The sequence below is a fragment of the Curvibacter sp. CHRR-16 genome, assembly GCF_018474005.1.
Lineage (GTDB): Bacteria > Pseudomonadota > Gammaproteobacteria > Burkholderiales > Burkholderiaceae_C > Allorhodoferax.
The window spans coordinates 353,196-371,979 of the sequence record NZ_JAHCSH010000003.1 but is presented as its reverse complement, the minus strand read 5'-3'; the positions used below and the strand labels follow the sequence as shown (position 1 = coordinate 371,979).

The 18,784-nt window shown below is 56.5% G+C and carries 18 protein-coding genes; 7 read left to right on the top strand and 11 right to left on the bottom strand.

Translation table 11 applies throughout. The annotated features are described in order from the left end of the window. Nucleotide 1 precedes the first annotated feature (1 nt). From KIK84_RS08620 to KIK84_RS08610, 3 genes are all read left to right on the top strand, one after another. Entirely contained in the window at nt 2-1,183 is a 1,182-nt protein-coding gene (locus KIK84_RS08620) for a multidrug effflux MFS transporter (RefSeq protein WP_214122655.1), read from the top strand. A gap of 73 nt (nt 1,184-1,256) precedes the next feature. Then, nucleotides 1,257-2,435, top strand: a complete 1,179-nt coding sequence (locus KIK84_RS08615) for a 3'-5' exonuclease (RefSeq protein ID WP_214122654.1) — start codon at nt 1,257-1,259, stop codon at nt 2,433-2,435. Between the two features lie 68 nt (nt 2,436-2,503). Continuing rightward, on the top strand, nt 2,504-5,335 hold the full coding sequence (locus tag KIK84_RS08610) for an NACHT domain-containing protein (RefSeq protein WP_214122653.1): 2,832 nt from the start codon (nt 2,504-2,506) through the stop codon (nt 5,333-5,335). A 70-nt stretch (nt 5,336-5,405) separates the two neighbouring features. Here the strand turns inward: KIK84_RS08610 and KIK84_RS08605 are convergent, their stop codons facing one another. The 3 genes from KIK84_RS08605 to KIK84_RS08595 are packed head-to-tail and all read right to left on the bottom strand — an operon-like array spanning nt 5,406 to nt 6,187. Then, nucleotides 5,406-5,615 (bottom strand): hypothetical protein, encoded by a 210-nt coding sequence (locus KIK84_RS08605; RefSeq protein ID WP_214122652.1) that lies wholly within the window; start codon nt 5,613-5,615, stop codon nt 5,406-5,408. Next, complete coding sequence (locus KIK84_RS08600; protein WP_214122651.1) at nt 5,593-5,892, bottom strand: type II toxin-antitoxin system RelE/ParE family toxin; 300 nt, start codon at nt 5,890-5,892, stop codon at nt 5,593-5,595. The genes KIK84_RS08605 and KIK84_RS08600 overlap by 23 nt, the downstream gene beginning before the upstream one ends. Before the next feature lie 19 nt (nt 5,893-5,911). Continuing rightward, complete coding sequence (locus KIK84_RS08595; protein WP_214122650.1) at nt 5,912-6,187, bottom strand: type II toxin -antitoxin system TacA 1-like antitoxin; 276 nt, start codon at nt 6,185-6,187, stop codon at nt 5,912-5,914. Between the two features lie 101 nt (nt 6,188-6,288). On the opposite strand from KIK84_RS08595, the gene KIK84_RS08590 reads away from it, so the two are divergent. Then, entirely contained in the window at nt 6,289-6,684 is a 396-nt protein-coding gene (locus KIK84_RS08590) for a VOC family protein (RefSeq protein WP_214122649.1), read from the top strand. Next, the gene (locus tag KIK84_RS08585; protein WP_214122648.1) at nt 6,681-7,490 is read left to right on the top strand and encodes a tRNA-uridine aminocarboxypropyltransferase; all 810 of its coding nucleotides are present in this window, start codon (nt 6,681-6,683) and stop codon (nt 7,488-7,490) included. Before KIK84_RS08590 ends, KIK84_RS08585 begins: the two co-directional genes overlap by 4 nt. On the opposite strand, the gene rarD is transcribed toward KIK84_RS08585, so the two are convergent. The 6 genes from rarD to msrQ form a co-directional block, all read right to left on the bottom strand. Next, the gene (rarD, locus tag KIK84_RS08580; RefSeq protein ID WP_214122647.1) at nt 7,430-8,314 is read right to left on the bottom strand and encodes an EamA family transporter RarD; all 885 of its coding nucleotides are present in this window, start codon (nt 8,312-8,314) and stop codon (nt 7,430-7,432) included. The two genes, KIK84_RS08585 and rarD, sit on opposite strands and share 61 nt — an antisense overlap. Before the next feature lie 15 nt (nt 8,315-8,329). Further along, on the bottom strand, nt 8,330-9,475 hold the full coding sequence (locus KIK84_RS16810) for a GGDEF domain-containing protein (protein WP_214122646.1): 1,146 nt from the start codon (nt 9,473-9,475) through the stop codon (nt 8,330-8,332). 85 nt (nt 9,476-9,560) lie between these two features. Then, the gene (gap, locus tag KIK84_RS08570) at nt 9,561-10,565 is read right to left on the bottom strand and encodes a type I glyceraldehyde-3-phosphate dehydrogenase (protein WP_214122645.1); all 1,005 of its coding nucleotides are present in this window, start codon (nt 10,563-10,565) and stop codon (nt 9,561-9,563) included. A 35-nt stretch (nt 10,566-10,600) separates the two neighbouring features. Next, nucleotides 10,601-12,694 carry a transketolase gene (gene tkt / locus KIK84_RS08565; RefSeq protein ID WP_214122644.1) on the bottom strand — a complete coding sequence of 698 codons (2,094 nt, stop codon included), beginning with the start codon at nt 12,692-12,694 and terminating at the stop codon, nt 10,601-10,603. Nucleotides 12,695-12,778: 84 nt separating this feature from the next. Further along, nucleotides 12,779-13,156, bottom strand: coding sequence for a DUF1304 domain-containing protein (locus tag KIK84_RS08560; protein WP_214122643.1), 378 nt, complete (start codon nt 13,154-13,156; stop codon nt 12,779-12,781). 42 nt (nt 13,157-13,198) lie between these two features. Next, nucleotides 13,199-13,825 (bottom strand): protein-methionine-sulfoxide reductase heme-binding subunit MsrQ, encoded by a 627-nt coding sequence (gene msrQ / locus KIK84_RS08555; RefSeq protein WP_214122642.1) that lies wholly within the window; start codon nt 13,823-13,825, stop codon nt 13,199-13,201. Nucleotides 13,826-14,150: 325 nt separating this feature from the next. On the opposite strand from msrQ, the gene KIK84_RS08550 reads away from it, so the two are divergent. Beyond that, nucleotides 14,151-15,698 carry a methyl-accepting chemotaxis protein gene (locus tag KIK84_RS08550; RefSeq protein WP_214122641.1) on the top strand — a complete coding sequence of 516 codons (1,548 nt, stop codon included), beginning with the start codon at nt 14,151-14,153 and terminating at the stop codon, nt 15,696-15,698. A 157-nt stretch (nt 15,699-15,855) separates the two neighbouring features. Further along, entirely contained in the window at nt 15,856-16,197 is a 342-nt protein-coding gene (locus KIK84_RS08545) for a hypothetical protein (protein ID WP_214122640.1), read from the top strand. Here KIK84_RS08545 and KIK84_RS08540 read toward each other — a convergent pair. Both KIK84_RS08540 and msrP read right to left on the bottom strand, forming a co-directional pair. Further along, on the bottom strand, nt 16,185-17,705 hold the full coding sequence (locus KIK84_RS08540; RefSeq protein WP_502757547.1) for an ATP-dependent nuclease: 1,521 nt from the start codon (nt 17,703-17,705) through the stop codon (nt 16,185-16,187). The two genes, KIK84_RS08545 and KIK84_RS08540, sit on opposite strands and share 13 nt — an antisense overlap. A gap of 74 nt (nt 17,706-17,779) precedes the next feature. Then, nucleotides 17,780-18,784 (bottom strand): protein-methionine-sulfoxide reductase catalytic subunit MsrP, encoded by a 1,005-nt coding sequence (msrP, locus tag KIK84_RS08535; RefSeq protein WP_214122638.1) that lies wholly within the window; start codon nt 18,782-18,784, stop codon nt 17,780-17,782.

The following is an 18,784-nucleotide window of genomic DNA, read 5'->3' as shown; positions in this document are numbered from 1 at the left end:
TATGCCTATTCCCTACGCCTTGCTGGCTTTTATGCTGGCTGCGCTCAATGCTGTCGGTCCGTTTTCTATAGACACCTACCTGCCTGCCTTTCCACTCATCGAGGGGGATTTGCACGCCTCTGTGCTGGATGTGCAGCAATCCCTCACGGCCTACATGGTGCCCTTCTCGTTCATGATGCTCTGGCACGGCGCACTATCGGACGCGCTGGGCCGCAAGCGCGTTATCTTGGTGGGCTTGGGGCTGTACTTGCTCGCTTCGCTGCTGTGCACCTTGAGCCACCGCATCGAACTGCTATGGATAGGCCGTGCGCTGCAAGGCCTGTCGGCTGGGGCCGGGGTGATTGTGGGCCGCGCCATTTTGCGCGACTTGCTCAGCGGCCCTGCCGCCCAACGCCTCATGTCCCACGTGACCATGGTGTTTGCTGTGGCTCCGGGTGTAGCGCCCATTTTGGGCGGTGCACTGGCTGCGCACTGGGGCTGGCGCTCCATTTTTGTGTTCTTGGCCGTGCTGGCTGCGGCACTTATCTACATGGTGTGGCGCTACCTACCTGAAACCCTGCCACCCGAAAAACGCCAGTCCCTGCATCCCGTGAGCCTGTGGCACGCCTACTTGCAGGTGCTGGGCAACGCCCGTTTTGTGCTGCTGTCGCTGTCCATATCGCTGTTTTTTGGCGGCTTCTTTTTGTACATCATGTCTGCGCCCGTCTTCCTCATGCAGCACCTGCACCTGCAGGCCACTGAGTTTGGTTGGCTATTCATTCCACTGGTGGGCGGCATGATCTTGGGGGCTTTCATCTCGGGCCGCCTAGCTGGGCGCATCAGCCCCCAAACCACCCTGAGCATCGCCTACGGCTTGGGGGCAGTGGCCGTACTGGTCAACCTAGCCTGCAATCTGTGGCTGCCCGACAGCGTGGCCACCCGCATCCCGCAGCTCACCCTGTTCACCCTGGCACTGAGCTTGGCCATGCCCACACTGAGCCTGCGCGCGCTGGACATGTTCCCCGACCGGCGCGGACTGGCCGCCAGTTGCCAAGGCAGCATCCAAACCATTACCATGGCCGTGGCCGCAGGCGCAATAGCCCCACTGCTGTGGGGCAGCACCCTGCTGCTGGCTTTGGGCGGCGCTGCCAGCTGGGGGCTGAGTTTGCTGACATTTACCTTAACGTTAAAAAAGAAGCAATAGACGTTCGTGGACACACTTTTTTGCTGCATGATGTACGGCAATTCGTATATTTTGCAGAGGAAGTGTTCGGGGGATGGCGACTCTCATACCAGCCATAGGTAGCGCAGCGTTCGACTCAACTGGCGAACACCGTTTGGCCGAACGGCTAGAGCAAAAGCTCGACGCCATCACAGACGCCACCCGCCAGTACTGGACCATTTTGGACGGCTACGGCCAGCCCAAGGTCGTCATCAACCCACTGGCCCAAGCCCGCCACTGCGCCATACAGGTGGTCAACGCGCTGGAGCGCGACCCGCAACTGGTGCAAGAGAGCGGCCCCCACCAAGGCAAGCTGCCCGACATCATGCGCGTGATGGACTTGCAGCAGGAGCAACTGGCTCGCAGCTTGGCCTACGGGCAAGACCTGCCCGCCAACAACCAGCGCACCGACGCGCTGATGGCCGAGATGGTGGAGCGCGTCATTCGCGGGGTGGACATGGATTTCATCCCACGCGGGCAGTACCAAGCCATCCTCATAGACGAGGGGCACGATTTCGCGCCCGAATGGCTCAAACTCATCACGCAGATGGTGGACCCCAGCACCAATAGCCTGCTGGTGCTGTATGACGATGCGCAAAGCATTTACGAACGCGCGCGCTCTAAACAGTTCAGCTTCAAGAGCGTGGGCATACAGGCGCAGGGGCGCACCACCATACTGAAGATCAACTACCGCAACACCAAACAGATATTGAACACCGCCAGCCTGGTGGCGGCTGACCTGCTGACCCCCGACGACAAAGACGACGACGGCGTGCCCCTGCTGCAGCCCATGAGCTGCGGGCGCGAAGGGCAAGAGCCCATAGTCATCAAACTGCCCACCCTGCGCGATGAGGCATATGCCATAGCCGACCACCTTGCCAGCGCGCACAAGGAAGGATTTGCCTGGGGCGACATGGCCGTGCTGTGCGCGGACTGGAAGACCATGGATGTATGCGCCGAAGCATTGGCCCACCGCCACCTGCCGCACCGCGTGCGCAAACAAAGCGGCGACTACCAACCCGGTGCCAACGCCATACAGGTGATGACCATGAAGGTGAGCAAGGGGCTGGAGTTCCCCGTGGTGGCGCTACCCGGCGTGGGGCATATGCCTGCACCCGGGCAGGACGAGAAGGAAGCGGCGCGGGTGTTTTATGTGGCGGGGACTAGGGCTACGCAGAGATTGATGATGGGCGTTCAAGACGAGGGGAAGTTTGGACAGGGGCAGGTCAAATAACTCTTCAGATTCTTCTTAAACCAATAGAAATTAACACTCAACATTTGCAAATCGGGGACTTAAAAAAAATGGAAAATTATCAAGATATCGTTTCGCGGTTGGGACAGCATCTATCGGAAATCGACGCGAATATTCGCAGCCCTTTGACTGCTGTTGCCAACAAATACCGACTCACTGCTGAGGCAGTTTGTAAAGCGATCATCGTGGGGCATGGAATGCAGCCAACAGGACTTCTCGATAAGCTAATAGCTGATGCATCAAAGCTTGTTGAAGGCGATGAAAACAGCCGCGATGCCGGCATGTTCAAAACTGAAATTAAGTACTTGCAAAATGTAGGTAACACGTATTCACACGATGGGTCCGGTAGCAAGATATCTGAAGCTGAGGGCCAAGCGGCAGCCTTTGATGCACTCGTAAAAGTACTAAGAATTGCCTTTTTTGGCGAGAGTGATCTTGATGCACCTCCATTGCCAAAGTCAATGGAGGAACGAATCCCAGCACGGACGCTAGGTCGAGCCAAGTTTGAGAACCCGCGAGCTGAGGAAGTAGTTCGACTTTGCTTTCCAAAGCACAAAGTCGAAACAAAGATCAAGCGAACAGATCACGCAAATCGTCTTGTATATGACTATGTAACTGTCGATCTTGGTGGTGGATTTTTCAAAGGCATGATGTTTATTCGGTCCAGAACAGCTATTGAAAAAACCTTGAACGAATTCAATACTTCAATTGGATCTGGTTTTCCAGACTCCTTGGAAATCATTACGCCGAGAGCATACCGACCTGATGGAGGAGAAATAGATCGGAAAAAGTCGGTAATTGATTTGGTTAAAAATACATCATTCGACTCTAAGGGAAGGAAGGTTCATGTAAAGTATTTTGACGATTTTGTATGGGAGTCTTGTCTTCCTCAAGCATTCAGGGATGATATTTCCCCAATAGAGAAAACTTCTTATTTCATCAAACAGTCTCTGGATCTAATCGGTGAGATTGACGCGCCACTTGGTGCTCCCTTGAGTGCAGAGGAATACGTCAAAACAGTCCTAAACAAGCCCCATGAGCATAGTCCTGTTCACGTAGTTATTGGTCCGGCAGGTATAGGCAAAACGACGTTTTGCGATGATATTGCTGCCTACATAAATGATCATGAAAGAAAGCGCGTCATCCTTCTGTCTGCCACTGATTTTCGGGAAACTTCAAATTCGACAGTCATCGACTCAGTGAGTGATCTATATCAACTAGCGGTGGCAAATGGACTAATGGATGAAGCTTATTCCCTCGAAAGTCATAACTTTGAGATCAATTTAGCATGTGGCAACTTCATCCTGCTAATTGACGGTTTCGATGAGCTTGAATCACATTTGGGCACGTCACTAAGCTTTGATAAGTTCATGCACTCCCTGTCGGAGCTTGAGGACTGCTTCAGAAAAGTCCTAGTAATTTTGACGGTAAGAGATTACGACGTTGAGAGGTTTAGACGCATTAAACAAACCTCTATTTGCCGGCTTCGAGGATTCTCTAGTCAAGACACAGACCGCTATTTGCTTGAGCGTCTTCCTAAAGAAAGCATTAGCGAGGCAAATACGCTTTTGCGTTCATTCAATGTGGCGGGTGAACCCGAAAAACACACAACAATACCGCTCTACGCATCACTAATATGCGACTACTTGTTGGAAGCGCAATCCTCGTCTGCAATGTCGTCTGTGCACGCTCAGGATACTGCAAAGTTCTTTGCGAGCGCAAAACCGCTAGATGCGTTGGTTAAGAAAATTGTAGATAGAGAGATTGCCAAGCAGTCTCTTGGAAAGATTGGCCCGGACGATTTTTTTGATATTCTAATTGAAATTATTCGGGCACCTCAGCACACAGTCACAGAAGCGGCCCTCATTGGATACATCAATGCATGCGATAGTGATGCGCAGAATATCAACTCAGCGAATTTTCTGCGAAATCCATTTCTGCGATGGGAGGGGAAGGCAATTTCTTTTAAGTACGATTCTCTGACTTATTTTTTTAAATCCCGCCTTTTGGCTCGGAAAATTAAAGAGGGGCAGTTCTCTCAATCTCCCACCATTGAATTTATGGCCGAATTTCACTCTGGAGAGGGGCCACTTTACGACGAAGTTGAGTCTGTATTGCCCTCAGCTGATCACCGGGCCTCTCCCGCGACTGTTAGGTGGTTCCAAGAGCTTATTCGGTACGGCCGCAAAGAACCTGAGTCTAAATTGCCTTGGCGTAAGGCGATGAGTGCATTCTTGTACTGGGCACTAAATCCTGACGTTGACAAGGCTGACCGCACAGCCAGCTTAAATACCTATTTTGAAGGAAGGCTATGGACCTATTTTTCAATATACGGTCGCTTCTATCCTCTCAGCTTCATAGACATCACTGTTGAAAATGGTTACATTGAGAATTTTTCGAGTTTACAGAGTTGTGACTATGCCCCTGAACGGGCGGTATTTACTTCATCTACTGTAATTTTTGATGAGAAGTCGCAGCCTGAGAAACTTGAAAGGTCCCTTTTCGGAGAGGGTTGCATATTCAGTCCTAATCTTTCTATCGCGTTCAATGCAAAGGAAATGGCGGATGAATCTGGGTATGAAGTCATCCGAGATAATCTTTACAAGATATTGAAAGTAGGATTTAGATCAAATCGCTTTTTGTGGAAAAGCAAGGATGTATATAAAAATGTCACTGTTATTGGGAAATTTTCTTTGGCCTCCTACTTAGAGCTTTTGACTAAGGAGGGAGTTTTAAGTTTGGAACTGAGTCACAATGGATCAGAACAAGGCTATGTGGTGTCAGATTCTTGGCGTGTAGATGCACGTAAGTTGGTTGAGGAAAAAAATGCAACGCAACGTATGAGCAATATTATTTCTAACCTACCCGATAGGATCCACTGAGTGGTGCAATATGACTTATTCGAACATCTATTGACATGGGATTGGATTTTGTCAGCCGCTGGTCTCGTTACTACTGACCTGCCCCCTCCAGCCAGACCAGCACGCCGCGCACCAGCAGGTCGTTGATGTCGCGCAGCGCGGTGTTGGTGTGCTTGCCTTCCATGCCGTCCAACTCGGCTACACCATCCTCTACGCCGCAGACGTACCCGCTACGCTCCAGTTCTACGAGGCCGCCTTTGGCCTGACCACGCTGGCGTTCACCCCTCCCGTTTGAACCCATCTTCCCGCTGGCTGCGCACCGCCAGTACAAAGACGGTATCCAGCGCTGCCACGTAGTGGTACAGCGCGACATAGCCGTGTGCACCTTGGCCGATCACCAGTTCGCGCATGCCACCCGCTACAGGGCGGCCTATATGGGGGCTATGGCTCAGTATTTGTATGGCGTCCACGATGGCACCTATGCGCTGTGGGGCTGAGCTGGGATCGTGCTGCTCGATGTAATCAAAGAAACGGTCGAAATCGTCCAAGACTTCTGGCGCTAGCTCAATGCGCGTCATGGCGTGGCTATCGGGCTGGCTATCGTGCTGTGGGTTTGCGGTGCTGTTTGCCGTTGGCGCGATCTGTCAGATAGGCCTTGGCATCGTCCCAAGCCACGGTTTGACCGGTGGAGCGGATGCGGGCCCAGCGCTCCTGCGCCAGTGCGTGAAAGCTGGCGTCCAGCTCGACCTGCTGCACACGCTCTGCCAGCGCCTCCACAATGAAGGCGTGGGCCGACTTGCCCGTGTGCTGAGCAGCAGCAGCGAGGCGGGTTTTGAGCGCATCTTCTATGCGGATGGTGGTGGTGGTGGACATGGCAGCTCTCCAGTCATGGGCCAATCAATGTAGCACAAAAGTGCTATTTTTCAGCTACCATTGCCCCCCGTTTATTCCCTTCCCCCTCCACAGGAGCGAGCATGTTCAGCCACGTTATCTTGGGTGCTAATGACTTAGCCCAGTCCCGCCAGTTTTACGACGCTACTTTGGGCGCGCTGGGCATTGCCCCCGGTGTGGAAAACGTCGTCTTCAGCATCAAGCGCTACTTCTACCGCAGCCCTGCTGGTTTGTTTGGCATCACCGCCCCCATCAACGGTGAGCCCGCCACGCATGGCAACGGCAGCACCATTGGCTTTGCCGCAGCGTCGCCCGAGCAGGCAGACGCATTCCACGCAGCAGGCATAGCCAACGGCGGCGTGACATGCGAAGACCCACCCGGCTGGCGCGAAGGCCCCTCTGGCAAGCTGTACATAGCCTATCTGCGCGACCCATCGGGCAACAAAATCTGCGCCCTGCACCGCCCGCCCAAGGCATGAAGCCACCCCACGCCGTAGCCCGGCTGCGCACGGCGCGCATAGCGCGCAGCGTGAAGCCGTTTCGCGCCCGGGGCGGCTCGCAGCAGCCGCACTGCGCGGGCTGCAGGCTGATACTGAGCCACTGCATGTGCCACCTAGAACCCCGCGTGCCCACGCGCGCAGGGGTGTGCCTGCTGATGGCCGACATAGAGGCGCTCAAGCCCAGCAACACGGGCTGGCTGATAGCCGATGTGGTGCCAGACACCTTTGCCTTTGGCTGGGCGCGCACCGAGGTAGACCCTGCCCTGCTGGCCCTGCTGGCCGACCCGCAGTGGCTGCCGGTGCTGGTGTTTCCGGGCGAATTTGCCCCGGCAGAGCGCGTCATGACCCATGCGCCGCAGCCAGTGGCCGATGGTGATGATGCGGATGGCAGTAGTGGTGGTGTGGCCAGCGGCAAACGCCTGCTGTTTGTGCTGCTGGACGCCACCTGGGCCGAGGCGCGCAAGATGTTCCGCAAAAGCCCCTACTTGGACAAGCTGCCCATACTGAGCTTGGAGCCAGAGCAGGTGTCGCGCTATCGGCTGCGCCGCTCGCGCCGCGACGACCACTTTTGCACCGCCGAGGTAGCCGCCATGTGCCTAGAGCAAGGCGGCGATGCCCTGGCCGCCAGCATGCTGGGAGCCTACTTGGACGTGTACAGCCACCACTACCTGCAAGCCAAAAACCAGCGCCCTGCGCTAACCGACACGCCAGCGCATGTGGCGGTTCATGCAGCGGCAGCGTTGGCAGCGGCCTTGCGCGAGAACCAGAGCCCCTCTGCGCTGTAGAGCAGCAGCGCCAGCCAGATGAGCGAAAAGCCCACGGCGCGGGGGCCGGCGAAGGGTTCGCCGTACACGAACACGCCCAGCAAGGCCAAGATGGTGGGCGAGGCGTATTGCAAGATACCCATGGTGGACAGTTGGGTGCGGCGCGCCCCGGCGGCGAACAGCAGCAGCGGGATGGCTGTAACGGGGCCACTGAGCACGAAGAAGAGCCACGTGTGCGCGTCGTGCGCGGGCATGGTTCCGCTGGATGTGCCCCACAGCAACACCACCAGCGCAATGGGTGCCAGCAGCATGGTTTCTAGCGACATGCCTTCGAGCGCGCCCAGCACGGCCACCTTGCGCATGAGGCCATAAAAGCCAAACGACAAGGCCAGCAGCAAGGCAATCCACGGCATGTGGCCCGACTGCAAAGCCAGCCACAGCACGCCACAAGCAGCTACGGCAAAGGCCGCCCACTGGGCTTTGCGCGGGCGTTCGTGCAGGAAGCCGTAGCCCAGCGCCACATTGACCAGCGGCAAGATGAAGTAGCCCAAACTGGCGTCCAGCACGTGGTCGTTGTTCACGGCCCAGATGTAGATGAGCCAGTTGGCCGCCAGCAGCGCGGCAGAGACGGCGAATTTGCCCAGCAGCGCGGGGCTGCGGCGCACATCGGCCAGCCAGCTCCAGCGGCGCATAACACCGAGCACCAGCACCACAAACACCAGCGACCACACCATGCGGTGCAGCACCACCTCTAGGGCACTGGCGGCCTGGAGTTGCTTGAAAAACAAAGGGAACAAGCCCCACATGACATAGGCCGACAGGCCGTAAAGAACACCGCTGGACATAGAGTTTTTTTGGGGCTAAGACGACTGAATGGACGCGCTGACCACCCGGTTGCGACCTGATGCCTTGGCCTCGTACAGCGCTTGGTCAGCACTGCTGAGCAGTTGATCCAGCGCATAGCCTTGGCTGGACAAACCAATGCTGATGGAGCAGTGCACCTGCTCCCCATGCACCAGCAAGGGTTGGGCTACACAGGTTTGGCACAGACGCTGGGCCAAAGCCAAGGCTTGTTCGTGCGCGGTGTTGGGTAGCAACATGGCAAATTCTTCTCCGCCCAAACGGCCACACAGGTCTGACTGACGGCGTTGGGACTGGAATAGGGTGGCCAAGTGGCGCAACACCGCATCGCCCACGGCGTGACCGTGGCGGTCGTTGATTTGCTTGAAGTGGTCTGCGTCGATCATCAGCACACACAGCGGCATGCCTTGGCGCTGACACAGCGCGACCTGTGCTTGGGCTTGCTCCATAAAAGCGCGGCGGTTTCTCAAACCTGTCAGCTCGTCGGTGTGAGCCAACTGCTCGGCCTTGCGACGAGCCGCTTCCAAGCCATAGGTGAGCATGAAGTTCTCGGTTTGTGCCATGGACATGGACGAAGCGGTTTTGGTCAAGATGGCCATGAACATCAATGCGGCCAGCCCTAGGCTGACTTCAATGCGGTCACCCATGAACAAAAACCAAGCTGTGGCTGGCAAGAGCACCCCAGCCATGGCTCCCAGCACCATGTAGCGGCGCGCCGTATAGTGTGAAAACGCCCCTGCAGCCATGCCCAGCAAGAAGATGAATTCCACCAATCGGTAGGTGAGCGAACTTTCCGTCACAAACCACAGCATGCCCAAGCCCCACAAAGACGATGTGACAAACAAAGTGATGGCATAAGGCAGCTCCCAAGCCAAAATTTGCGCACCTTGGGGCTTTTTTTTCCAATAACGGCTGAACAAGGCGTAACGCATGGAGGCGTTTAAAGCCACCACGCCTAGCCACAACAGCAGCCGTTCATGCTGCACCTCAGACCAGAGCATGAAACAGGTGATCAACGCAATCACCACGCTGGTATAGACGGCCGGAAACGATTGCCTGAACAACAAACGCAACTGATCGGCCCGAACGCGCAGCGCAATATCCGGGGCTGCAACGTCAGGCAATACGTGATCAAGCTGAGGCATGGCAGTGAGCAATGGAAAAGCCCACGGTGACACGTGGGCTTTTTAAGACAGATGCGCGCCATCATAGCGCGCAACGCTTACAGACTTACTTGCTTGCTACCACGCGGGCCATTTCCAAGCACTTGTTGGAGTAGCCCCACTCGTTGTCGTACCAAGACACGAGCTTGACGAAGGTGGAGTCCAGCATGATGCCGGCTTCGGCGTCGAACACGGAAGTGCGGGGTTCGCCACGGAAGTCGGTGGAGACCACCTTGTCTTCGGTGTAGCCCAGCACGCCCTTGAGTTCGCCTTCAGAAGCGGCCTTTACTGCGGCGCAGATTTCTGCGTAAGTGGTGGCCTTGTCCAGTTCTACGGTCAGATCCACCACGGACACATCGCTGGTGGGCACGCGGAAAGACATGCCGGTCAGCTTCTTGTTCAGCTCTGGAATGACCACGCCCACGGCCTTGGCTGCGCCAGTGCTGCTGGGAATGATGTTTTCCAGAATGCCGCGGCCACCGCGCCAGTCTTTGTTGGAAGGACCGTCCACGGTCTTTTGGGTGGCGGTGGCAGCGTGCACCGTGGTCATCAAGCCGCGCTTGATACCAAACTTGTCGTTGATGACCTTGGCCAAGGGGGCCAAGCAGTTGGTGGTGCAAGACGCGTTGGAGACGATGGTTTGGCCAGCGTAGCTCTTGTGGTTCACGCCGTAGACGAACATGGGGGTGTCGTCCTTGGAAGGAGCAGACAGGATGACCTTCTTGGCACCGGCCTTGAGGTGGGCCTCGGCGGTTTCTTTGGTCAAGAACAGGCCAGTGGATTCGATCACCACTTCAGCGCCGACTTCGTCCCACTTCAGTTCGGCAGGGTTCTTCACAGCAGTCAGGCGGATTTTCTTGCCGTTCACGACCAAGGTATTGCCGTCCACGCTCACCTCGCCCTTGAACTGGCCGTGCACGCTGTCGTACTTGAGCATGTAAGCCAAGTAGTCAGGCTCGAGCAGGTCGTTGATGCCGACGATTTCGATGTCGTTGGCAAAGTTCTGCACTGCAGCGCGGAACACCATGCGGCCAATGCGGCCAAAACCGTTGATACCTACTTTGATTGCCATTGCTTGTTTCCTCTTCTGTTAAACAGTTGCAAACCTTATTTGCCCACCACCACTTGCACGGTGTCGGCCACGTTCTCGGGGGTGAAGCCAAAGTGCTTGAACAGCACCGGGGCGGGGGCGGATTCACCGTAGGTGTCCAAGCCCACCACAGCGGCCACGCCGTACTTCCACCACAGGCCGGTAGAGCCCATTTCCACGGCCACGCGGGGGGTACCTGCGGGCAGCACGGTGCTCTTGTACTCCACGCTTTGCAGGTCAAAGGTGGTGGTGCTGGGCATAGACACCACGCGCACAGCCAAGCCACGCTCGGCCAGCACTTTTTGGGCGGCCAAGGCCAGTTGCACTTCAGAGCCGGTAGCGATCAGCACCGCTTGGGCTTTCTTCTTGATGCCCACGTCCGCTGGCTCAGCCAGCACGTACGCGCCTTTGCTGATGCAGTCGATACCGCTGGCATCGGGTGCGACAGCGGAGTCGCCCTTGGGGGCGTAAGGCAGGTTTTGGCGACTCAGCAGCAGGGCGGTGGGCTTGTTTTGGTTTTGCAGGGCCACGGCCCAGGCCACGGCGGTTTCTGCGGTGTCACCGGGGCGCCATACGTCCAGGTTGGGGATGAGGCGCAAGGACGCTGCGTGCTCGACCGACTGGTGGGTGGGGCCATCTTCGCCCAGACCAATGGAGTCGTGCGTGAACACGTGAATAACACGCTGCTTCATCAGCGCGGCCATGCGGATAGCGTTGCGGCTGTAGTCGCTGAAAGTAAGGAAAGTACCAGCGTAGGGGATGTAACCACCGTGCAAGGCCACGCCGTTCATGATGGCGGCCATACCGAACTCGCGCACGCCGTAGTTGATGTGGCGGCCACCAATTTTGTCACCGTTCGCAGCTTCGGTCTTGACCACAGCGCCGCTTGCGTCAAAACGCAGGTTGGGCGTGCTCTTGGTGTTGGTCAGGTTGGAGCCGGTCAAGTCGGCAGAGCCACCCAGCAACTCGGGCAACTTGGCGGTGAAGTGTTCCAGCGCGATCTGGCTGGCCTTGCGGCTGGCCACGGTCTCGGCTTTCTCGTGGGCGGACAGCACAGCGTCTACCGCGGTTTGCACAAAGTTTTTGGGCAAATCGCCCTTCATGCGGCGCACGAATTCTTTGGCCAGCTCAGGGAAGACAGCCTTGTAAGCAGCAAAGCGGGTGTTCCACTCGGCCTCGGTGGCCTTGCCTTGCTCCTTGGCGTCCCACGCGGCGTACACGTCCTTGGGAATGACAAACGGTTCGTGCGACCAGCCGATGGATTCGCGGGTCAGCTTGATTTCTTCCGCGCCCAGTGGCTCGCCGTGGGCCTTGGCGGTGTTGGCGCGGTTGGGGCTGCCTTTGCCGATAGCGGTCTTGCAGATCACCAGCGTGGGCTTGTCGGTGCTGGCCTTGGCTTGGGCAATGGCGGCGCTCACAGCAGCGGCGTCGTGGCCGTCTACGGGGCCGACCACGTTCCAGCCATAAGCGGCAAAGCGCTGGGCGGTGTTGTCAGGGAACCAGGGAGCCACTTGGCCGTCGATGGAGATGCCGTTGTCGTCGTACAGGGCAACCAGCTTGTTCAGCTTCCATGCGCCAGCCAGCGAGGCGGCTTCGTGGCTGATGCCTTCCATCAAGCAACCATCGCCCAAGAACACGTAGGTGTTGTGGTCGACGATGGTGTGGCCTTCGCGGTTGAACTCAGAAGCCAGCAGCTTCTCGGCCAGCGCCATGCCCACGGCATTGGTAATGCCTTGGCCCAACGGGCCAGTGGTGGTTTCCACGCCGGGGGTGATGCCCACTTCGGGGTGGCCAGCCGTCTTGCTGTGCAGTTGGCGGAAGTTCTTCAGTTCGCTGATGGGCAGCTTGTAACCAGTCAGGTGCAAGAGCGCGTAAATCAGCATGGAGGCGTGGCCGTTGGACAGCACGAAGCGGTCACGGTTGGCCCACTGGGGGTTGCTGGGGTTGTGGCGCAGGTGCTCGCCCCACAAGGCTACTGCCATGTCCGCCATGCCCATGGGCGCACCGGGGTGGCCAGAGTTGGCTTGCTGCACAGCGTCCATGGCCAATGCGCGGATAGCGTTGGCCATTTGGGTAGCTTGGGGTGTGGGGATGGGGGATGTGGTGGCCATAGACAGGTGGCTTTCGTGAGAAGAGATAGGGTTGCGATGCGAAAAACAACCCCGGATTTTAGACCGCCACGCCAAGCGGCTGGCTTAGGCGTAGCCAGCGCCCATGCGCGCCATGAACACCAGCCCCAGCGCAATGGCACCGGGCACGGCTTGCACAAACAAAATTTTGCGGCTGGCAGTCAGGGCACCAAACACGCCAGCAACCACTACGCAGCCCAAGAAAAACACCTGCACGGCAAAGCCCGTCATGCCTTGGGCCACACCCCAGAGCAAGCCAGCGGCCAAAAAGCCGTTGTACAGCCCTTGGTTGGCCGCCAGTGCCCGCGATGCTTGGGCAAAGTCCGGCTTGAGGCCAAAGCTCTTCATGCCCAAAGGCTTGGTCCAGAAAAACATCTCCAGCACCATGATGTACAGGTGCAAAACACCGATAGCCGCGGTAGCGATGAGCGAGAGCAAAAGCATGAAAAGTCTCCGTTTCAGTAGTGGTTATCAATCCATCAGCAACTAGCTGCCGCGCCGCACGCGGTGCAGCAAACGCCAGCCGTACAGACCCGCCAGTATGCCCGCATACACCAGCACTTCGGTGTAGCGGTTCTTGCCCGAGCGCATCCACCAAAAGTGCAGCAGCACCAGCAGCCCCACCGCGTACACCGTGCGGTGCAGCAAGCGCCAGCGCTGCCCACCCAGTGCGCGAATGGCAGCATCAAAGCTGGTAGCCACCAGCGGCAGCAGCAAGACCAAAGCCAGCGCCCCCACCAAAATGAAGGGGCGCTTGCCCACATCGGCCCACACGGCCAGCCAATCCCAGCCCTGATCCAGCCACACATAGGCCAGCACATGCAGCGTGGCGTAACCCGCTGCAAACAAACCCGTCATGCGGCGCAAACGCGCCAGCGCAGGCCATTGCAAAGCCTGGCGCAGTGGCGTAATGGCCAGGGCCAGCCACAGCCAACGCAAAGCCCAGTCCCCCAAGCCGCGTATCAGCGCCTCGGCCGGATTGGCCCCCAGTGTGTCCAGCACCGCCCCACACACCAAGGCCGCCGCAGGCCAGCACAAGAGCAGCGCCAGCAGGGGCTTGAACCACCAGCGCAGGGCCAAGGGGTAGAGGTGGGTTTTGATGAAAGTAGACATGGTGGGCTGCGCGATGGTTGGCAAGAAGCAATGTAGCAGCGCTAGCTGGTACTGCAGTGGGGGCACAGACACCTGCGTTTCACCAACCCCGCCAAAAACGAAATGGCTACGCTAGGTTGCTTATTTCTTGAAGCGGTAGGTCAGGCCGAACGCTGGGGCTTGCTTAAGAGGTGGATCAAGTTATCGCTAGCAAGCGTTGGACATGTGTCCAAACGCCCCCTGTTTTACAAAACTTGATGAAGTTTCTCGCTCCGTAAACCGATATAGGTTGGAAGATTGTCCCGCTGGCATCTTGGGTCAGCACAGGAAAAGAAGGGTTGCTGGAATGATGAATGATGTGCGCATTGGGTCGCGCTTGGGTATGGGTTTTGCGATCGTGCTGGTGTTTTCGATTGTCGTGGCCGCAGTGGGTATTTGGCGTTTGGACACGGCAAGACGGCACACGCAGCAAATGATGGATCTCCCGCTCAAAGCGGAGCGTGTAGTGTCACAGTGGAATACCCTGCTGCTCATGGCCTTGCAGCGGACCACTTCCGTCGTCAAAAGCAATGACCCCGAACTCGAAGCCTTTTTGGCCCAAGAAGCAGCCGCTTCAAGCAAACAATCCGCCAATATCAGCGCTGATGTGGAAAAACTGCTGACCAGCGATGAAGAGAAAAAACTGCTGAGCAACATCAACAGTGCGCGCAAGCAGTACTTGGCCGTACGCGATGAGATTTACGCCGCCAAAAAGTTGGGCGACAAAGCCAAAGTCGAAGCGCTTTATCAGCAGCACTACGCGGGGGTTGCCCAAAGCACCCAAGACGCGATGCGCGCTTTGCTGGATTTTGAGAAAAACCGCATCGACGAAATATCGGCCCAAATCCAGATGGATACCGTGTCAAGCCAGAAGCAGATATTTTTTCTGGAAGTGCTGATTTTGCTTTGCGGCGTTGCATTCGCAATCGTTCTGACCCGCAGCATCACCCGCCCCGTCAACACCGCGCTGGCTATTTCTCAACGTGTGTCTTCAGGTGACCTTACCACCCGCATTGAGCCCATGGGGCGCGATGAATTGGGCCAGTTGCTCGCCTCGCTGCAAACCATGACCGAGCGCTTGCACGGCGTAGTCTCTACCGTGCGCCATGGCGCTGACGGCGTAGCTATAGCCTCCGGCGAGATTGCTGCCGGCAACCAAGACCTGTCCGCCCGCACCGAGAACCAAGCCAGCGCTTTGGGCGAGATGGCCGCCTCAGTTGGCCAACTGACGGCTGGCGTGCGAGCCAACTCTGACAATGCTGTCCAAGCCAACGACTTGGTGAAATCCACTGCATCAATTGCCCAACAAGGAGGGCAATTGATGGAGCAACTCATCACGAACATGGCCAATATCAACCAGTCCTCACACAAGATCGTAGACATCATTGATGTGATCGACGGCATAGCCTTCCAAACCAACATCTTGGCCCTGAACGCCGCCGTGGAAGCAGCCCGCGCTGGTGAACAAGGCCGCGGCTTTGCCGTGGTGGCTGCCGAAGTGCGCACACTGGCCCAACGTTCGGCATCGGCTGCCAAGGAAATCAAGCAGCTCATCGACGACTCCGTGGCCAAGGTAGAAGCTGGCAGCCAATTGGTCAACCAAGCAGGCAGCACCATGCAAAAAGTGGTGCAAAGCGTGCACGGCGCCCAGTCGCTGGTCAGCGACATCAGCACCGCCAGCCGCGAGCAGGCAGATGGCATTGCGCAAGTGAACCATGCCGTAACACAGATGGACGGAGTCACCCAGCAAAATGCCGCCCTCGTAGAGCAAGCCGCCGCCGCGTCTAAATCACTGGAGCAGCAAGCCGCAGAACTGAAGCAAGCGGTGGCGTTCTTTTCACTGCATGCGAGTTAATGGTTCACCTAAATTACGGCTGGCTCTTGTGAACGTTCGTCCCTTATTGAATGAAATGCGCTTTACACATCTCCTGCTCTGCTTGACCCCTTTGGTGGCTTGGGCACAACCCCCTCTTGACCCAACAAATCGAGAGTCGGTTCTTTTGGAGTCATACATGCACTATTTCTTGGTCAAAGAGACATTTCAACACTGCACCAGCATCGCCCCAGAAAAAGCGCAGGCATTGTCAAAAGAATTTGCATCGTGGGAAGAGCGCAATCAAGAGCAAATTACTTTCGTAAATACAATATTTACAAACCACTTTGCCTCTCGCCCGCAAGAAGGAAAGGAACTTGCTGAAGCAGTACCAAGCATCGTTCATGAGCAGTACATGTCTTCACCGTATAACGCCGAACTGTGTATAACCATGGCCAGAACCATAAATACGTCACATCTGATGGACTACAGCGTCAGGTTGAATGAGCATCTAGCCATATTGCACCGTCAATCACCATAAGTTTTTCTGCAAATGGCTGATTCTTTGAATTGGCGCACGATTGCTTTCAAATCTTCGATCACCGTTCGGGCAGACTCTTCCAAAGCGGATTTACCGCGTTCTGCATCTTTATCCAACCAGCCACATACCTGCTTCAGTAAATCCTCTTTCTCATCTTTCTTGGCTTTTCCATCGGTGATTGCAAGCACTTGCTGTGCCCGTGCAGCGAAAAGGTGTGGGTAGTAATTCTCGAACTGAGGCTGATCGAATGCCTTAATTTGGTCGCCACTCAAGCTGAACGTTTTGCCCAATTTCTCCAGCGCTTGTTGGCCCGCATCATCGCCATCGACACGCACCCACGTTAAGGTTTTTCGCGTCGATTCCAAATGCGTAAAGAGCACCAAACGATGCAAGTCTTTGTAGATAGGTTCTACGTTGCCCACACCTGCTGCAGATACCGTACGCACACGCTTTAGCGCTGGGGCAAACCATGGAATCAAGTAGTCTTTGATGATGGTTTCTGCAGATGACTCCTCCAGCAGCAACCACCCCTCCCACAAATCAAAGTCCGAGAAGGCATAGCCCAATTCGCGCAACACCTCCATGCGGGCTGCGCGCTCATCGGGTATGACAGCAATGCTTGAGGTTGTGGGCAACTTGCCCCGCTCCGCAGTCACCTTGAGCAACTGGCTATCTGGGTGTGAGCACAAATGCGTGACGACGATGTTGGAGTGTGTGGAAATCACGAACTGGTTGTCTTTTGAACTCTCCAAAATCAAATCCAGCAGGGCTTTTAGCGCGGCTGGATGGAGGTCGTTTTCCAACTCTTCAATCAAGAAAAGTTTGTTTTTGGAAACCACCAGCGTGCAAAGGAAAAATACTAAATTCGCGACACCCTCCCCCATTTGCTCCAATGGCAGAAATGAATAGTCTGGAAGATATACGCCTGGTTTCTTCCCATTAGGCGATGCTCCACAAGTTACTTCAAATCCCAATATTTCATGACATGCCTTTGCATAAAAGTCATGAGCAGGGAAGTTTTTATTTGATATCCGATCCAACTTCGCCGTCAGCGTCGTCATATTCGTATCAATTTGCTTTAGCTGGGCTTCATTGATCTGTTCTGTGTAAGCGTACACCTTACGTTTTGAAAGGTACGGAACGATAAAGTGATCTGGTTCAGCACTGGGAATTTTTCGAGCCATGAACACATGCTGCGAACCGAAAATGTTTACATTTTCTTGACCAGATTTGAATATTTCTGCAGTAAGACGTGGATCAGGCGTGGGCCACCCCGAGGGCACTCCACCGGTACTATCGAATTGCAAAACCACATCGGCTTGCGATGCATCACTACGCACATCAGCCCCATAACCCCCGGCACCATCTTGCACAATATGAAGAGCCCTGATCACCGAGGACTTCCCCGCGTTGTTGGCCCCAATCAGCACGTTGATTTGCTTGAGCGGAACCTCACCCGAATCTTCAAACGAACGAAAGTTTTGCATGCGCAGCGATGTGACTCTCACGGTCTTACCTCCCAATAGCAATTGGGCTGCATCGTAAGGTCAATGCAGACGTGTGTTCTGCCTCGCAGCACGCCTCAATAAAACTTCCGCAAATCCATCCCCGCATACAACTGCCCCACCTGCGCTTCGTAGCCGTTGAACAGTTGGGTGGGGCGGCGTTTGGCGAACAGGCCGCCATCGTCGCCTATGCGGCGTTCGGTCGCTTGGCTCCAGCGGGGGTGGTCTACGCCGGGGTTCACGTTGGAATAAAAGCCGTACTCGACCGGGTTGGCAGCTTGCCAACTGTTGATGGGTTGCTTCTCGGTCAGGCGGATGCGCACCAGTGACTTGGCGCTCTTGAACCCGTATTTCCACGGCACCACCAGGCGCAGCGGAGCGCCGTTTTGGTTGGGCATGACTTCGCCATACAAACCAAAAGCCAGCAGCGTGAGCGGGTGCATGGCCTCGTCCAAGCGCAGGCCTTCGGTGTAGGGCCAGTTCAGCACGTCATGGGCCACACCGGGCATTTGCGCCTTATCGGCCAGGGTGGTGAATTCCACGTACTTGGCATTGCCCAGCGGCTCCACCTGCTTGAGCAAGTCGGCCAGCGAGTAGCCCACCCACGGGATGACCATGGACCACCCCTCCACGCAGCGCAGGCGGTAAATGCGCTCTTCCATGGGGCTGAGCTTGAGCAACTCCTCTATGCCCAAGGTGCGCGGCTTGCGCACGGCACCATCCACCACCACCGTCCACGGGCGGGTTTTGAGGCTGCCAGCCATGCCGGCGGGCGAAGCCTTGTCGGTGGAGAACTCGTAGAAGTTGTTGTAGTTGGTGACGTCTTTGTAGCTGGTGGGCTTGTCCACCACATAGGCCCCTGCCACGCTGCTGCGCTGGCCGGGCAGCTTGGCCAAACGACCCGGCCCAGCGGTAGGTGTGAAGCTTTGGGCCTGCGCCAGCCCTTGGCCCAAGCCACCTGCCAAGGCCGTACCCGCTGCAGCGGCTGTGGCGGCGCTTTGCAGCCACTGGCGGCGGTTTTGCCAAGCCTCACGCGGGGTAATGTCGCTAGCAGGTGGGGTGGGAAAACGGTAAGCAGGCAT

Coding starts and splice junctions, on each gene's coding strand:
- KIK84_RS08560 (WP_214122643.1), bottom strand. CDS start 13,156: ATGCTTTTGCTCTCGCTCATCGCTACCGCGGCTATCGGTGTTTTGCAC.
- KIK84_RS16810 (WP_214122646.1), bottom strand. CDS start 9,475: ATGCCTCAGCTTGATCACGTATTGCCTGACGTTGCAGCCCCGGATATT.
- KIK84_RS08545 (WP_214122640.1), top strand. CDS start 15,856: ATGCACTATTTCTTGGTCAAAGAGACATTTCAACACTGCACCAGCATC.
- KIK84_RS08615 (WP_214122654.1), top strand. CDS start 1,257: ATGGCGACTCTCATACCAGCCATAGGTAGCGCAGCGTTCGACTCAACT.
- KIK84_RS08620 (WP_214122655.1), top strand. CDS start 2: ATGCCTATTCCCTACGCCTTGCTGGCTTTTATGCTGGCTGCGCTCAAT.
- KIK84_RS08610 (WP_214122653.1), top strand. CDS start 2,504: ATGGAAAATTATCAAGATATCGTTTCGCGGTTGGGACAGCATCTATCG.
- KIK84_RS08590 (WP_214122649.1), top strand. CDS start 6,289: ATGTTCAGCCACGTTATCTTGGGTGCTAATGACTTAGCCCAGTCCCGC.
- KIK84_RS08585 (WP_214122648.1), top strand. CDS start 6,681: ATGAAGCCACCCCACGCCGTAGCCCGGCTGCGCACGGCGCGCATAGCG.
- msrQ (WP_214122642.1), bottom strand. CDS start 13,825: ATGTCTACTTTCATCAAAACCCACCTCTACCCCTTGGCCCTGCGCTGG.
- msrP (WP_214122638.1), bottom strand. CDS start 18,784: ATGCCTGCTTACCGTTTTCCCACCCCACCTGCTAGCGACATTACCCCG.
- KIK84_RS08605 (WP_214122652.1), bottom strand. CDS start 5,615: ATGGGTTCAAACGGGAGGGGTGAACGCCAGCGTGGTCAGGCCAAAGGC.
- tkt (WP_214122644.1), bottom strand. CDS start 12,694: ATGGCCACCACATCCCCCATCCCCACACCCCAAGCTACCCAAATGGCC.
- KIK84_RS08595 (WP_214122650.1), bottom strand. CDS start 6,187: ATGTCCACCACCACCACCATCCGCATAGAAGATGCGCTCAAAACCCGC.
- KIK84_RS08600 (WP_214122651.1), bottom strand. CDS start 5,892: ATGACGCGCATTGAGCTAGCGCCAGAAGTCTTGGACGATTTCGACCGT.
- KIK84_RS08550 (WP_214122641.1), top strand. CDS start 14,151: ATGATGAATGATGTGCGCATTGGGTCGCGCTTGGGTATGGGTTTTGCG.
- gap (WP_214122645.1), bottom strand. CDS start 10,565: ATGGCAATCAAAGTAGGTATCAACGGTTTTGGCCGCATTGGCCGCATG.
- rarD (WP_214122647.1), bottom strand. CDS start 8,314: ATGTCCAGCGGTGTTCTTTACGGCCTGTCGGCCTATGTCATGTGGGGC.